Annotated in this window: 16 protein-coding genes and 2 riboswitches; of the genes, 10 read left to right on the plus strand and 6 right to left on the minus strand. The window is 38.2% G+C overall.

What is annotated here, in order from left to right:
- Positions 1-5 precede the first annotated feature (5 nt).
- Together V6C17_RS13900 and V6C17_RS13905 are read left to right on the plus strand one after the other, a co-directional pair.
- Positions 6-326: a DUF1540 domain-containing protein gene (locus tag V6C17_RS13900; protein ID WP_333523167.1), complete on the plus strand. Its 321-nt coding sequence runs from the start codon at positions 6-8 to the stop codon at positions 324-326.
- Between the two features lie 290 nt (positions 327-616).
- Positions 617-1993, plus strand: a complete 1377-nt coding sequence (locus V6C17_RS13905) for an S-layer homology domain-containing protein (RefSeq protein WP_333523168.1) — start codon at positions 617-619, stop codon at positions 1991-1993.
- A gap of 200 nt (positions 1994-2193) precedes the next feature.
- Here the strand turns inward: V6C17_RS13905 and V6C17_RS13910 are convergent, their stop codons facing one another.
- Both V6C17_RS13910 and V6C17_RS13915 read right to left on the minus strand, forming a co-directional pair.
- Positions 2194-2745, minus strand: a complete 552-nt coding sequence (locus tag V6C17_RS13910; RefSeq protein ID WP_333523169.1) for a GDYXXLXY domain-containing protein — start codon at positions 2743-2745, stop codon at positions 2194-2196.
- The gene (locus tag V6C17_RS13915) at positions 2735-4039 is read right to left on the minus strand and encodes a DUF2157 domain-containing protein (protein ID WP_333523170.1); all 1305 of its coding nucleotides are present in this window, start codon (positions 4037-4039) and stop codon (positions 2735-2737) included. Before V6C17_RS13915 ends, V6C17_RS13910 begins: the two co-directional genes overlap by 11 nt.
- A 176-nt stretch (positions 4040-4215) precedes the next feature.
- On the opposite strand from V6C17_RS13915, the gene V6C17_RS13920 reads away from it, so the two are divergent.
- From V6C17_RS13920 to V6C17_RS13955, 8 genes are all read left to right on the plus strand, one after another.
- A complete protein-coding gene (locus V6C17_RS13920; RefSeq protein ID WP_333523171.1) occupies positions 4216-4872 on the plus strand; it encodes a TerC family protein in 657 nt (218 codons plus the stop codon).
- A gap of 353 nt (positions 4873-5225) precedes the next feature.
- A complete protein-coding gene (locus V6C17_RS13925) occupies positions 5226-6173 on the plus strand; it encodes a hypothetical protein (protein ID WP_333523172.1) in 948 nt (315 codons plus the stop codon).
- Between the two features lie 78 nt (positions 6174-6251).
- A complete protein-coding gene (locus V6C17_RS13930; RefSeq protein WP_333523173.1) occupies positions 6252-7187 on the plus strand; it encodes a YadA C-terminal domain-containing protein in 936 nt (311 codons plus the stop codon).
- A gap of 199 nt (positions 7188-7386) precedes the next feature.
- Positions 7387-7887: a DUF6941 family protein gene (locus V6C17_RS13935; protein WP_333523174.1), complete on the plus strand. Its 501-nt coding sequence runs from the start codon at positions 7387-7389 to the stop codon at positions 7885-7887.
- 153 nt (positions 7888-8040) lie between these two features.
- A riboswitch (glycine riboswitch) is annotated at positions 8041-8142 on the plus strand.
- A gap of 166 nt (positions 8143-8308) precedes the next feature.
- A complete protein-coding gene (locus tag V6C17_RS13940; RefSeq protein WP_333523175.1) occupies positions 8309-9475 on the plus strand; it encodes an ABC transporter substrate-binding protein in 1167 nt (388 codons plus the stop codon).
- Positions 9476-9631: 156 nt separating this feature from the next.
- Positions 9632-10246, plus strand: a complete 615-nt coding sequence (locus V6C17_RS13945; RefSeq protein ID WP_333523176.1) for a TapB family protein — start codon at positions 9632-9634, stop codon at positions 10244-10246.
- 82 nt (positions 10247-10328) lie between these two features.
- A riboswitch (cyclic di-GMP riboswitch) is annotated at positions 10329-10413 on the plus strand.
- Positions 10414-10555: 142 nt separating this feature from the next.
- On the plus strand, positions 10556-11119 hold the full coding sequence (locus tag V6C17_RS13950; protein WP_333523177.1) for an FIST N-terminal domain-containing protein: 564 nt from the start codon (positions 10556-10558) through the stop codon (positions 11117-11119).
- A 44-nt stretch (positions 11120-11163) separates the two neighbouring features.
- A complete protein-coding gene (locus tag V6C17_RS13955) occupies positions 11164-12306 on the plus strand; it encodes a sensor domain-containing diguanylate cyclase (protein ID WP_333523178.1) in 1143 nt (380 codons plus the stop codon).
- 57 nt (positions 12307-12363) lie between these two features.
- Here the strand turns inward: V6C17_RS13955 and V6C17_RS13960 are convergent, their stop codons facing one another.
- The 4 genes from V6C17_RS13960 to V6C17_RS13975 all read right to left on the minus strand — a co-directional run bounded on the left by V6C17_RS13960 (position 12364) and on the right by V6C17_RS13975 (position 16029).
- Complete coding sequence (locus tag V6C17_RS13960; RefSeq protein ID WP_333523179.1) at positions 12364-13023, minus strand: TetR/AcrR family transcriptional regulator; 660 nt, start codon at positions 13021-13023, stop codon at positions 12364-12366.
- Positions 13024-13100: 77 nt separating this feature from the next.
- Entirely contained in the window at positions 13101-14132 is a 1032-nt protein-coding gene (locus tag V6C17_RS13965; RefSeq protein ID WP_333523180.1) for an ABC transporter substrate-binding protein, read from the minus strand.
- A gap of 21 nt (positions 14133-14153) precedes the next feature.
- Positions 14154-14930, minus strand: coding sequence for an ABC transporter ATP-binding protein (locus tag V6C17_RS13970; protein WP_333523181.1), 777 nt, complete (start codon positions 14928-14930; stop codon positions 14154-14156).
- Between the two features lie 10 nt (positions 14931-14940).
- On the minus strand, positions 14941-16029 hold the full coding sequence (locus V6C17_RS13975) for a FecCD family ABC transporter permease (protein ID WP_333523182.1): 1089 nt from the start codon (positions 16027-16029) through the stop codon (positions 14941-14943).
- Positions 16030-16047: the final 18 nt, after the last annotated feature.

Raw genomic sequence — 16047 nt, forward strand, 5'->3', positions numbered from 1 at the left:
GTAAAATGAATAGGATTAATTGCAATGTAACTAGTTGTTCGCACAATAAATCGCGTGTATGCTATGCCAATTGTGTTGATATAGTTGGAAGTTCGGCTAAAGAAGAACATAATACTAGCTGCGGTGCTTTTCTGGACAGATCAGTTTATTCTGAGCTGACGAATAACGTATTAAGTTCAGGCTCCTGTGATTGCTTAAAGTGTACTGTAGATACCTGTTCCTATAATAGTAATCACTTGTGTACGCTAGAAAGTATTCAGGTTAATGGTGACGGATCAGATTATTACACTCATACCGAGTGCTCAAGTTTCAAACTTAGAAGATAGCTAGAAAATGGTCTTACCCGCTGCTTAGTGTGGTAAGACCATTTCCTATTGCCTGCATAAAAATATGTAATAAATTTCTAAAATAACTTGAAAGACAAGCAGGAAAAATGACAAAAGTCGCCAATAATTATTCTGTCATATTAATTAAACTTAACAATGAATAACAATTTATTAGCAATACTAATATATTTATAAGCATATGTGGTTATTCCAAGCTTGTCTTATTGTCGGTAATAGGATAACGATGTTTACTAGTATGATAGATTAGAATTACATTGGAGGACTTAACGTTGAAAAAATCGATGAAAACCTTTCTGTTAACTAGTACGTTAACACTCGCGCTGACATGTACAACGTATGCAGCAAACACTTCTTTTAGTGATGTACCAGTTAAGCATTGGGCCTATGATGCGGTTACAAAATTAGCTAAGGCCGGGCTGGTTGACGGTTCCCAAGATGGAACTTTCCGAGGCGATAGAGCTATGAGCCGTTATGAAATGGCTATTCTTGTATCTAAAACTATGGATAAGTATGAAAAGGCTGACGCGGACCAAAAAGTAATTATCGATCAGCTTTCCGCTGAATTTGCCTCCGAGCTAAATAAGCTGGGCGCACGAGTGGCTAAGGTAGAATCCAAGACTAACACTTGGGTGAGTGGTGAAACTCGTATACGCTTTATGGGAGACAGCCCAAGCTCAGATATGCCAGCTAAGCTGTCCCACTCCGATCAGTTTGACTTCAGACAGCGCATTACATTCCGTGGCAATATAAATGAAGACTGGTCATGGACTGGAAGACTTGCAACCAACGGGCACACTCGTTTCGGTGAATATGATTCAACTGGTTCTGATGCCAAATTAGATCAAATGAATGTTACAGCTAAGAATGTACTAGGTCTAGATTCTGTTCGTATCGGCCGTTCAGCCCTGGATTTCTTCAGCCATGGCATGATAGGAGGTCCTGGTAATAAAGACGGTATTTTGATTGTCAATAAATTTGGAGATACCAAGTTCAGTGCTTGGACAGGCAATATTAGGCCAAATAGCGCTAGTGATAATAATGGCTTTACATCAGCACAATTAGACTGGAAAGTAAATAAAGTTAATTTGAAAACAGGATACTATTGGGGAGACGTAAAAGGGGATTCAACCAACCTTAATGTCGCAGCAGGCAATAGCTTTACTAGCTCTAAGGGTTACTTGGTAGGCTTTGACACTAGGATCGGAGATTTGCTAGTCTTTGGTGATTTTGTTGGATCTAAACTAGATGGAGCAAATGGTTTAAATGATGATCCAAATGCGTGGATGGTTCAGCTTACTAATAGTAAAACAGCTCCTGTAGCATATCAGGTAATGGGTATAGTAAATCCTACTAAAAAAGGTACAGACGCTTGGATGGCGCAATATCGCAGCATTGATCCAGGTGCTTTTGCTCCTGGCTCAGGTAACTTTGATACAGTTGCCGTATCAAATATGGGAGCTTATAACTTCTTTACAAAAGGCAGTGACAATGTAGAAGCACTCTTCTGGGCATATTCAAAAGTTGTTGCTAAAAATGTTGTATTCTCTCTTGAATATCAAGACCTAAAAATCAAGGACAAATCAGTAACAGCAATTAGTGAAGGTAAAAATAAAACATACCAAGCTAAAATCGAGATGTTTTATTAATAGATAAAAATTAATTATTTAAAGTAAATAAGCCTTGTAATCATTATAAATAATAAAACACCACCGATAATTTGATATCTTCGGTGGTGTTTCTATTTTTTCTATTATCTGTATTTACAAAAAATAGTTTAGGTCATCGTAGGAGATGAAGACTATTGAAATTGCAGATTTAGAATACTTTGTTAAATATAAGCCAGCCCTTATTTCGTATTTGAATTCCGCAAATATTCCCTAAGATTTTTATTGCCTAAATAGAGCTCTTCGATTACACCATAACCGTCTTTTAGCCGGACTGCTGCAACACTAGTTCTTCCTGCATTATTAAGATAAGCAGCTTCAGCCTCTGAGGCTATTTCCTCAGGCAGATAATAACGGCGAAACGGTAATTGTACATGGGCTGTATCTCCTTCGGTATGATTTACCCTTACTTTGAGGTATTGATAATCTGAAGGCTTTTCAGCACGTACCCCGCTGATGAAAGCTTTTCCCTCGGTATTAACGCTAATAACAGCATAAGCAGATTGACCGTATTTTAGATCAGAGTTATCGTCAATTGGGGCAGTTGCCTCACGAAATCTAAGATCAATATATCGTCCTTTGAATGCATCAAACGGATCTATGGGTTCTGTTTCCCAATAAAAGCGCTGGCCCGTTTGGAGGATGTTTTCCCAGTGCCATGCCATATAGAGTGGTGTGGCGATTTGGGCAAATACAACAAGAATAAAAATTAAGAGGATTTTGTTATTTTTCATTAGTGTCACCCGCTTCGTTTGCATTCCTGCGAACCATCAGAAGGTTTGCTGTCAGGAAGGCTACACCAAGTATTACGAAAGCTATTCCTCTAATTACAAAACTAAAATTCATATCGAGAAAGCGAGTAACTATTAATAAAGCAATCATAAGCATACCAATGTTGGCGACACCGATGCTATGCTTGCGAAAGCCGATACTAATAACAATTATGCTTAAATATAACATGTAGGCATTCATTAGAAGCGTTGCACTAATGCCGGTTGCATCATAGAAATGCAGGAGATATGCAATGCCGATAAGTATTGGTGCTAACGCAAAAGGAACATTATTACCATCAGGCTTTTTCAGTGTAAGCAGAAAAGTCCAAATGGTAAGTATGCCTATTGCAAAAAGTATCGGGATATCATATTTTAGAACAGCGGATTCCAAAGTTAGGTTATTCCAGAAGTTATTAGATGTCATGAGAAAAATTAGTCCGCTAGTACCAGTCAGGCCAGTTACCTTAAAAGGTGATAGCGAATGTTCCCTGATATTCGGTGATAATAAAATGCCGATATTATAATTTAAAGCCGTTAGCAAAGCAAAAATAAGTGGACCCAGCTTATCTATATAAGTGCCGAATGTTACAGCAAAGAAGACATAAAAGCAAATATTAAAGATCCAAGATAATATTAGTGCAGCATTAGAATAAATTGCTTCACTAAACTTGATCCGGTAGTAAGGAAAAACTGCTGCAAGCAATGCCCAGCTAAGCATTTTATCAAAATGGTAATAGCCGTTCGAAGCCCAGAAGGTAATGCCGACTAAATATAACCCAGCAAGTATATTTGCTTTTAGCAAATATACCATCGGTAGTGATAGTAACATCCAAGTTAGTAAAAAGGCGTCGGTATCTTCGGTGAGATGATACGTTTGCCCAACTAGTGCTATTGCCGCACCTATAGCTAGCATGTGGAAGACTGCCGATGATTCGCGCCAAACTACGCTTTCACGCCTAAAATATAGGGCAAATCCAGAAATAAACTGTGCTAATATTATTAGACTAATTGATATAAGCAGGCGCGTCAGCTTAGTTAGTTCATCCCAGTTATGGGCTAAGATCAGAATAATACCTAGACCAACAAAAATAACACCCAAAATACCAAAGACTAGAAGAAACGATTTGGAGCTTGATGTATTTTGGATAGGCCCATAATGGCTTTTTATTCTTTCGGCTGCTTCAGCTGATAGTATTCCTTTGGCAGTAAGCTCCGGCAGTTGCTGATATAACCAGGATACAGCTTTTTTATTCATTTGCAACCTCCCCGAATAAAAGATTGTTTTTAAATTAAAGAATTATAATTATATAATAATCTAATTGCTACGTATGTTAAAGCGATTTAATGGACAATTTATGCAAATTCGTTTAGTGAACCTTTAGGATAGAATGTCCCACTTTTGGTCGATACTATTCTGGGAGGTATCGATCAATGCCTGAAACTAACTTTTTAACTGGATTATTAACTATTGTAGTACTTGACCTTGTGCTGGCGGGTGATAATGCTGTAGTTATAGCCTTGGCATCACGTAACTTACCAGTCGAACTAAGAAAAAAAGCAATATACTGGGGAACATTTGGAGCCATTGCAATCCGTGCGGCAATGACGCTTATAGCCGTGTGGCTGCTGCAGATTCCTTACTTGCAGGCAATTGGAGGATTGCTCTTGATACCAGTTGCTCTAAAGCTTTTAAGCCAAGAGGATTCAGAAGAAAACGTCAATTCCTGTGACAATTTTTGGGGAGCAATAAAAACCATAATTATAGCAGACGCAATTATGGGTGTAGATAATGTTTTAGCTATCGCTGGCGCATCACATGGAAATATGACCTTAGTAATATTAGGCTTACTTATCAGTGTTCCAATCGTAGTTTGGGGAAGTAAGTTTATATCAGATATGATGGTAAAATACCCAACGCTCATTTATGCTGGAGCTGCGATCTTAGCATGGACGGCAGGGGGAATGATTATGAACGACCGCATAGTTGGAACATATTTAAGAGATATCTATTTGGCTACAAGTTGGCTTGTCCCGCTTGCTGTCACTGTATTTGTTTTAGCAGTTGGCAGAAGAAGGGCTAAAGCATAGTAAATAATCACGGGATCACCGTTAAGGTGGTTCTTTTTTATTTGCGAAAAAACAGAGAAATTAGGCGCACAAATTTGGAAATACAAAAATCTTAAAAAACATAATAAAAATGGAATAAAAACTTCCTATTATGGATAATATTGGAACGAGGGATTGTACAGCTTTATAAATTGAGATTTCATTGGCTTAAGTAGGTGTGTCAGGGGTCAACGTACAAGCGAGATTTTCCTCATTAGTATGCACTAATAGATTGCACTATTTAATAACGGGGGTGAGCAGCTTTTAAAGCAGCTTAGTATTTTTAGATTAGACAGGCATTCTATCCCAAAAATTAAATTTATGGAGGTATTAAAATGAAAAAAAGTTCAAAAAAAGCAGCTCTAGCTGTAGCTGCAATGTTGGTAGGTTCAGTTTTCTGCACACCGGTGTTTGCAGGAACTGTAAATGGTACTGGCGCGATTGTTAAACACGGGAGTTACAATAATACTGTAAATAACAATATTGGCGCAATAATTCAACCTGGCACAAACTCAGGCATGAGCAACAGTTATAATGTTATTGGCATTGGCGCAAATCTCACTAACGGTGTATATGGTAATAATGTTTATCAAAATTTAGGGACTTTTGTTGGTGCATATTCCAGTCCTACAGCAACCGGAACCGGCGCACTTATTCAGAATGGGGCATATAATAATACGGTTTATGGAAATACTGGTACGCAATTAATGGGCGGTCACCATATTACAGCCACAGGAACCGGCGCTATTGTTGATCATGGCAGCTATTCCAATACCGTTTATAATAATCTTGGAGCTAACGTTCTTGGCGGAGGAACTGGCTTCGGTTCTAATGATACGGTTAGTGTTAAAGTATTTGGAACTGGTGCTCTTATTGATAGGGGTAGCTACTCGAATACTGTTCGCGACAATATTGGTGCTGTTGAAGATGCCACAACTGCCGCATGGGTACCGTACAGTCAAGGACCAGTGGCACCAAAGGTTTTTGATTCCGTTACCGGCACCGGCGCTATTGTAAGTAACGGAAGCTATGGCAATAATGTATACAGTAATATCGGTGCAATTATGAAAACAAAGGATGGCCATGCTGTAATCGACGTTACGGGTGCTATTGTTGATCATGGCAGTTATTCAAATACAGTGTATCAGAACCTTGGTGCTATAGTAACAAGTGCTAACTGGGCAACTGTTACTGGAGCAGGAGCAATTGTAGATTTTGGAAGCTACCAGAATAACGTTCATGATAATACTGGGAATCAAGTAGGTACTGTAGCTCAAAACTAGTAGTCATATTTGCAATGGAGCAATTCAACGTTAGAGAGGAAGTCACACTCTAACGTTGAAATTTAACTGGAGGACTGTATGAGCCGTTATAAGGGAAATTTGTTGTATGTGATAGTTACGTTGGCTAGTGTGTTGACTTTTATACCTAATAATGTATGGGCAGATACTCCATCAAACCAAACTGGTCCAATCAATCTTAGTATAAACGTTAACAATAATGTAGGTACACAGGTTGTCGGCGGAGAAAATCTGAATCTTGGCGTTGGGGCAGTAGTTTCAGTAGCGCTTGGCGATTCTAATACCGCTGTGGCAACAGGAATACAGGTAAATTCGCAAGATCCAACGGCAGATTACAATGTCGGCATTGGATCGGTATCAAGTGGTGGTGGGAACAATGCTACAGGAGCTTGGACAACGGCAATCGGATATGGTAATACTGCGTTAGGTGCCGGTGCAACTGCAACTGCAGGAGTTGGAAGTACAGCCTTAGGTGCATATTCCTACGCTTATGCACCCGGTAGTGTTGCACTGGGAGCAGGATCTATCGCCGATCGTCCGGATACCGTATCTGTCGGCCATCCAGGATACGAACGTCAAATTACTAATGTTGCACCAGGCTACTACGACACCGACGCAGTTAACATGAGTCAGTTAAGATCTCTAGACAGCAAAGTAGAACGGGTGGGAGCAATGGCGTTTGCGTTATCTGCTTTAGCCCCTATGCCTTATGATCCAAAAGATCCTACTCAATATTCAGCAGGCATTGGAACCTATAATGGCGAAGGCGCAATAGCGCTTGGTGTATATCATTATTCCAAACCAACCGTGATGTACAATGCAGCTATTGCAATGAGCGGAGATGGTTGGGAAAAGTCAGCTCGTGCTGGTATTACTTGGCGGACTGGTGGTGCCAAACCTAAGGTGTTAGTACCTGCTGTTTCACCTATTAAGCCTGAAGAAAAAAATGATATTGTTTCAAAAGTAAATAAAATACTAGCTGAGTATGAGAAGTAATGATAATTCGGCTGAGAGGCGAAGGAATGGAAGTGTTCCTTTGACTCTCAGCCGAATTTATATTATAAAGTTCAAGTAATAGAACTAAGTGCGCTTTTTGCCAATATATGAAATAATATGTTCTGTTAAAATTAGCAGGAAATATTTGTAAACAGGGGGAATTTTCTAGTTATATCCTATTTGCAGGAGGTTTTTAAAATTGCGTCGAAGAAGGGCTTTCTTTGTATTAATAGTTATAATCACCTTATTATGCTCATCTCATGCTTACGCTGGCATCAAAGTAACCAGTGGTGATAAGCCTGTTTTTATTTCAAGTCATATGATGGGAACAGAGGTTATCCGTGAACGTAACGGGATGGCATCTCTAAGTGGGTTAATTACAGGATTTGGCGTTTCCCAATTTCCTTTCCAGGTTAGATTTAAAACGCTAACAAACTTCATAGGTACGGCCCGATATGATTCTCCAATAAGCTCATTGGTTTTGACAGATGAAACAGGCAAAGAAACAGTAGCAAGATATGATTTTAATATGTTCTTGGACAGACCTGGGGCCACGTATTCTCAGGTGATTGACTGGAAGGTTACCTTTAAATCCGAGGGGTTCTATGCTTACAATGTATTTGTAGATGGAACTCTTGTAGGTTACTATCCTTTCTATGTATGGACAAACGGCATTAATATAAATCAACTTCCTAGATAAGATTAAGTTTTGAATGGTAATTTATACTTGACATACACTATAAATAGTATTATTATATAAATGTACTAAAAATTTAATACTAGTGTCCGTGTGAAGTTTGCGGAAAACACGCTATATCCACGTAAAGAGGATTTTAAGGCGACTACCGTAAATGGATGGAACTCTGGAGAGCCCCTGTCAGCAGGGCGCCGAAGGTGCAAATCGGTATAGAATTATACTGGTGAAACTCTCAGGCAAAAGGACAGAGCATGTTGGTATATTGCAATTCATATTGCATTTTATGTACCTACTTGTTGTTCTTCAGAGTCAAATCATATGATTTGACTCTTTTAGTTTTTTAGGACGGATTACTAGAGAATGCAATCATTTGTAATGACTGGTATGATCGGTCGTGATGTAGTGAAAAAAAGGGGAGAGTTTTATGAGAAAAAGTAGCTTTAAAATGGTTTCAGTATTGATGGCAGTGTTATTAATGGCAGGTGTCTTGGCAGGGTGCGGCGGTACAGCATCTAACGACATCAAAATTGGTATTCTTAGTGAAATGACTGGTGGTAACGCGACGTTTGGTAACTCTATGGCTAACGGAGCGAAAATGGCAATAAAAGAAGCTAATGCTAAGGGTGGTCTCTTAGGCAAGCAAATTACAGCTGTAATTGCTGATAATAAAAGCGAGCCTTCAGAGTCTGCAAATGCTATGACCAAACTTGCAACTCAAGATAAAGTAGTTGCGGTAACTGGTGTTTTCTCCAGCTCTAACGCAATCGCTGCTTCAAGCGTAGCTGAAGCTAGCAAAGCTCCGTTTTTGGCGGTTGGTGCAACTAATCCTAAAGTAACTGTTGACGAAAAAACCGGCAAAGTAAAAGACTATACTTTTAGGGTATGTTTCATCGATCCTTTCCAAGGTACAGTTGGAGCAAACTTTGTCCTAAATACTTTGAAGTTACAAAAAGCTGCTGTCTTAATTGATAATAGCAGTGATTATAGCAAGGGATTATCTGCATTCTTTAAAGATGCTTTCACTAAAGGCGGCGGAAGTATCTTAACTGAAGAAGCTTACTTACAAAAAGACCAGGACTTCAAAACTGTTTTAACAAAGGTCAAGGCTTCAAATCCTGAAGTCATATACGTACCTGGCTATTATGAAGAAGTAGGAAAAATTGTTAAGCAGGCGCGTGAGCTTGGCATTACAGCTCCAATCGTTGGTGGAGATGGATGGGATTCTCCTAAACTCGTTGAGGTGGCATCAGCAGCAGCCTTAAACAACACCTATTTTACTAATCATTACTCGGTAGATGACACCAGCCCAATATCTAAGGCATTCGTAGACGCATATAAGAAAGAATATGGACAAGCACCTGATGCCATGGCTGTACTTGGTTATGATGCAGCAAATGTTCTTATCGATGCAATAAAACGTGCTAATAGTACTGAGTCTGGCAAAATTCGTGAGGCTCTTGCCGCAACTAAAGACTATCCGGCAGTTACTGGCGCAACAACATTAAATACTACTCATGACGCAGTTAAAAGCGCAGTTATAATTGAGATGGTAGATGGTAAGCAAACTTTTAAAGCAACTGTTAAACCTTAATTATTTTTGAAGTATTGTTTAGCTAAAAAGACCTGAATCTTCAATATTGAAGATTCAGGTCTTTAGTTATATAGATAAAAATAGGGAAGGATAACAATTAAGAAATAAATGTGAACTTTTTGCTATATTAAAACAAAAACAAGGAGCGAGAAAAATATGCCAAAGTATCTAGCAATGATCGTGCTTACACTTGTTTTACTTGGATGCAATAAGATTCCTGATTCAAGTATGAGCCAATCGCAAGAGGTCATCAACGACGTAACTAAATACTTTCCAGCTAAAATTCACAGTACTTGGATATATCAAGGCGAAGGCAATGAATATGCAAGTTTTAGCCGTAAAATAGTAGCTTTGAACAATAATAGAATTCAAGTTATCGAAAATAATGGTGGGACCCAACAGACGATGGTATTTAAAATTTCGTCAGATGAGATTAAAAGAACGTTTTTTCTCCCGGAATTCTATACAGAAAGCACTATATTAGATGAGCCGGATAACGCTTCTGAGATGATATTGAAAGCCCCCTTAAGTAAAAATGCAGTGTGGGAAGATTCTATTTCACGCCGGCAAGTAGTAAGTGTCAACGAACAGGTTACAGTTCCTGCTGGTCATTTTAGTAATGTCATTATGATTAAAATTACGTCAATAAAAGAGCAAGTGAACGATAGTCAATTATTTGAATATTATGCGCCCAATGTAGGACTAATCAAGAGAGAGTATACAACGGGGGACAACTATAAAGTAATATCAAAGTTAGCCTCGTACAAATAAAAAGCGGCATCAATTACTTAGAAATTTAAATATATAGACAAATTAGACTATTGATGCTACATTTTAAAAGTCAAATCAAATATTGAGATTTAGGCAAACTTACCGAAAGGTGGGGGCGCAAAGCTAAGGATCTAAGGGCTTAAGCCTAAGATAGCCTGGTTGCATGTTCACTTATTTATTAGAACACTTCTAGCTAGGCGTGACCTAGCTATTTATTTTTTTATGAATTTTTGGCGTATTAGTTAAGCTGTCGTTTTTAGTTTCGTAATGGAAGCATTACATATTTCATTAGGACAGGCAGGTAGTTTAGTGAAAACATTAAGTTTATTTTACGAAAACTTCACATCACTTTCCCGATTTATTCAGGATAATTGTGAGATCTTTTTGAACCCTAATAATTCCGCGATATTGGTCCAGCTCTTTAGCAGTCGTTGTGAACAAAGCTTCTATAAAGAGCTGTTACACGAAATTATAGAGCTTATACCTACTGCTGTTATCATAGGAACGACTTCTTCTGGTGTTATCAAGGATGGTGAGGTCAGCGGTGTTGATACAGTTATTTCATTTTCGATTTTTCAAAAGACTAACATCAGAACAGCAATATACCGAAAAGATGTAGATGAGCATAAGTTGGGTCAAATAATCGCAAAAGACATGGTAACTGACCGTACTAAGCTATTGATGATGTTTACAACTAGCGGCAATCTAAATGTAAGCCATTTACTGCATGGAATTCAATCGATTAGAAAAGCTCTGCCAATGGCCGGTGGGGTAGCTGGGAACGCTCATTTAGGCAAGAGCTTTGTATTCGATAACAGTGAAATTGAAGATTTAGGGGTAGTATGCGCAGTTTTGGAAAGTGACGACTATTAATTAAATCTTACGCCTACCTAGGTTGGCAGCCTATTGGCAAAGTAATGACTGTTACGAAGGCAATAGATGAGCGCGTGTATACTATTGATAATATGCCAGCATATGAGATATATCGTAAGTATCTTGGTATTGACGAGATTGGAAATTTCTATAACGCAATTGAATTTCCTTTGATTATTCAGCGTAATAATACGTATACTGCTAAGTCACCTGTGGTCCACTATGAGGATGACTCACTTGGATTTGCTGCTGAAATAAAAGAAGGAGAAAACGTTCGCTTTGGTTTTGGCCATGTCGGGATGATATCTGAAAAAATCAAAAGTCTAACTTACGATATAAAAAATAAGCCTACCGAAAGTATTTTTATTTATTCCTGTGAATGTAGAAGGGGTTTTTTACAAGAATTAAGCCACATCGAGGTTGAGCCTCTTGCCGAAATTGCGGCAACTGCAGGATTTTATACTGGTGGCGAAATTTTCTTTGATGGGATTGGTAGTCATCTGCTAAATGCAATGATGACTATATTGACTTTATCAGAAACCCCATATACAGAAGTACCTACTACACTTATACCTGAAACTAGTATGAATCAAGACAAAAAGCTATGGCCACGTAAAGACAATGTAGCTGGCAAGAGTGTAGGTGTTTTAAAAGCCTTAACGAATTTAATCAACAAAGTAACCGAGGAGCTCGAAAGCACAAATAAAGAACTAAAATATATTAGCTTGCACGATTCACTCACTGGCTTATATAATCGAACTTTTTTTGAACAGGAAATGAAGCGTTTTGAGGCGTTAGACTGTCAGGTTGGTATTATTATTTGTGATCTAGATAATTTAAAGGAGACGAATGATCAACAAGGTCATAGCTCAGGAGATCAACTTCTAAGAACTGCGGCTGAACTGCTTGAACACTCAGCTAAAAAGGGAGAAATTGTCGCTCGAATTGGCGGAGACGAGTTTGCAATTTTAATTCCAAATGCTAAGGATGCCTATCTTAAAACAAAATGCAAAAATATCTTATATAAAGCGGGATGTTACTCTAAGAGTAATAATAATTTGCTGTTATCTATTGGCTATTCAATTAAGGATAATGTTAATGTTACATGCATGGAAGAAGCGTTTAAAATGGCTGACGAAAAAATGTATCAAGATAAAGCAGCTAGAAAATCTAATTTGTTTTCCTAAATTAAACTGGTAAAAGAATAAAAGCGTGATTGAGCTGACATGCAGCCAATCACGCTTTTATTCTTTTACCAGTTTAGGTACTTCTAACTTAATACTGCCAGCAGGGGCACCAAATAGAGTTTCAAAAAGATTTGCAGAGATTTGCAGTTTATTTCTAACAATATCTAGATCAGACTCATGTCCATATTCTAATGGAGAGCTGACTTCTAGTAGAGCGCCCATTATACCGCCGAAAAACCATAGAGTTTCTTTGATATGAGTAACATTTGTTAAGCCTTGCTTATTACACTCTTCGATAATGCTGGTTAACAATGGGGTTGTAATTATGTTGGTTTGTCGCCACAGCTTGTTTATTAGTAAGCCTTGCTTTTCTTTATATAAAATCTTTCCCAGCAAGCCTGGCTCACCAATATAGGACAGTTTATAAAAACGATTTATAAATTGTTGTAATTTCTCTATTCCTGTAATTTTTTCAAGAGAATGAACTTCTTCTACCAAATTTTTCACATTACGTTCAATAATTGCTTCTAGAATAGCTTCCTTTGATGAAAAATAGTAGTAAAAGGTACCTTGAGCTACATTAACTTTTTTTACAATATCTTGTACTGTTGTCTTTTGATAACCTAAAGCAAGAAACAGATCAAGTGCTGTATCCATTAACTCAGCTTGTCGTACCAAAGGATCTTTAGTAACTCTAGAAATAGCGGCCACCTCCATCGTATGACTGACTAATGTCAGTTAAAATTGTAAGTTAAAAGCATAATTTTGTCAATTTAATGGGCATGGCTATCGATTTATCTAAACTTTTCTGGGTATAAGGCATGGGCGATTTTCTCGATACTATCAACTGTTCGGATTCCCCCATTGTTTACCGTAAAGAAGGGCAGGTTTATAATTTTGCCTTCTTGTATAGCTCGAATGTTTTTTAATTCCTCTATCTGGTTTAAATGTGTGATAGCTTCTTGGTCGGTAAGGTCCTTATTACTGCCGTTTCTATTCGTTGATACATATATAATAAAGTCTGGGTCATAAGAAAGTACTCTTTCTGCTCCAACAATTGATTTCATATTATCAGCAATGTGTATACCGCCAGCAACTGAAATCATATCGCTGATAAGATAGTTTCCGTCATAAAGTGAGTAATTGCCGTTGCCGTGGTCCTGCAATACCATGACGGTTTTTTTTGTTTGAATGTCTGCAATTGACTGTTCGATGTACGAAATACGGCGCTGATACTCTTGGATGTACAAATTTGTTTTACTTTGAATATCAAATATTTTGCCGATATCGTTAATTAAGCTATAAACCGCACTATCAATAGTTGGTTTATGTTTAGATAATGATACTGGCATAATATACGTTGCAATTCCGCGGTCGTGCCATGTATTTACATCACCCAATGCACTATCGTGAAAGTGGTGTGACCAGCCGATTATCATATCAGGCTGCATTATAATTAATTCTTCAACTGAAGGAGTATAAACAGCCTTCATGATATTGAGCTTGGCATATTTCTCTGTATGTTTAGGCAGAGGGGCGCCATAAAGAGCGATGGTAGACAAAATATGGTTTTCTAATCCCAGGTCGAGCATAAGTTCAGTAGCGCCTGGGTGGGTAATTACAACCTTGCGGGGTGCCTTATAATAAGTATAAACTGCAGGCTTTTCTCTAGAGTCATAATTAATAATTTTTACAGGATACTGAGTGTTTGAGGGGATTAACGGGGGTCGAGCTACAGTTTCGATATGCTTTGATTGCCCACAGCCAGTTATTATAAAAAGGATTAGTGAAAGCACTAATACCATAGTTTTCCTAAATTTGTTCATTAACTAAAAGTCTCCTTGCAGTTAAGCGTAACGATGATTAGGGTGATAAGTAATGGATAAATATCCAGTCTCAGGATTTTCATAAATATCACATTCTATTTCATAAACATCTCGTACCATATCCGGAGTTAAAATTTTCTTAGGTGCTCCACTTGCCATAATTTTACCATCTTTCATTATATACAATTTGTCGCAGTATATAGCTGCCAAGCTAAGGTCATGCAGCGCAGCAAGTACGCCTATGCCTAGTGATTTAACAGTTGACAATAGCTGCAGTTGGAACTTTATATCTAAATGATTAGTAGGTTCATCAAGTATTAAAACTTCAGGCTGCTGAGTTAATGCTCGGGCTAATATAACTCGCTGTTTTTCTCCGCCAGAAAGAGTTGAAAAACCACGTTTAACATGGCTATCCATACCGACTTTTGCAAGTGCTGCCATAGCTATTTCAAAATCTTGCGTTTTATCTGTTTCGAGTAAATTCTTGTGAGGAGTACGACCCATAAGTACCATTTCCAATACAGTAAAGTCAAAACTTAAATGATTAAATTGCCCTACTACACCAAGCTTTTTTGCAGAATCGGCAAGTTTGATCTGTTTTAGATTTTTTCCATTAAGAAGAATGGCACCGCTTTCTGGCTTTATTATTCGATAGGCAGAGCGGAGAAGAGTAGATTTTCCACTTCCGTTCGGTCCAATAATACCAACAAATTCACCTTTTTTAACATCAAGTGAAATATCGCGGATAATAGGTACGTTACCGATGTTAATGTTAATATTTTGAAATGATAAATCCATCTCATACCTCCTATTTGTCGCCAAAGCCAAAGGCGCTCTTAATCATAATATGCATAAGGAATGGTGCACCAATAAGTGCTGTAATAATACCGATGGGTAATTCACCGCTGCTTAAGGCGGTACGCGCTAGCACATCCGCCCAAGTGAGAAAAAGTGCACCAGAGAGGATTGCTGCTGGTAGTAACTTACGATGATCTGAGCCAACAAAACCGCGCACGATATGAGGAATGATTAAACCAACGAAACCTATAATGCCACAGGAAGCAACAATAAGTCCTGTGAGTAGGGCGGTAACAATAATATTATTACGACGAAGCTTAATCAAATCTACACCTAAAGTAGTAGCTGCTTCTTCTCCAAGCAGCATAGTATTAAGATTGCGGGCTTGAGAAAGAAAAAATAATGTACAGCCAACAACCCCAATAGCAGGTAAGGTTAAGTTACTCCATTTGGCAGACGCCAATGAACCCATAGTCCAAAACGTAACAGTTCTGATACCTTCGGCATTATTAGCCATATAGATAATAAAACTGGTAAAAGCACTAAATAAGGCATTTGCGATAATACCTGATAATATCATTTTGACGGCTGATGACTTCCCGCCAATTCCAGATAATATCATGACAAGAAAAGATGCGGCTAAAGCTCCGGCAAATGCCCAAAAAGAAGTGCCAAATTCAGAAAATATTCCATAAGAACTTAATAAAATAGATAAAGTCGCGCCTAAGGATGCTCCGGCAGAAATACCGAGAATATAGGGATCTGCGAGCGGATTTTGGACTGAGGACTGCATTACTGTTCCGCAGAGAGCCAGGCCGACGCCTACTATTACTGCCATAAGTACTCGAGGAAAACGGATTTGCCAGATGATGTCAAAGTGGGTGAGAGGAATCTGCTTAAGGTTATCTCCAAAACTTAAGTGAAACAGTTTATATAAGATAATCTGATATGCTTTTTCAGGCTGGATATTTACAGTCCCGATACATACAGCAAAAAGTATGGATAAGAGAAAAAAGATAAATAACCCGGACATACCAAACATATAGCTCTTATTATTTTGCTCAAATGGAATCCGGTAGTTAACATTGTCTTGCAGCATTATAAAAATCTCCTATTG

The organism is Dendrosporobacter sp. 1207_IL3150 (assembly GCF_036763085.1).
Lineage (GTDB): Bacteria > Bacillota > Negativicutes > DSM-1736 > Dendrosporobacteraceae > JBAIYU01.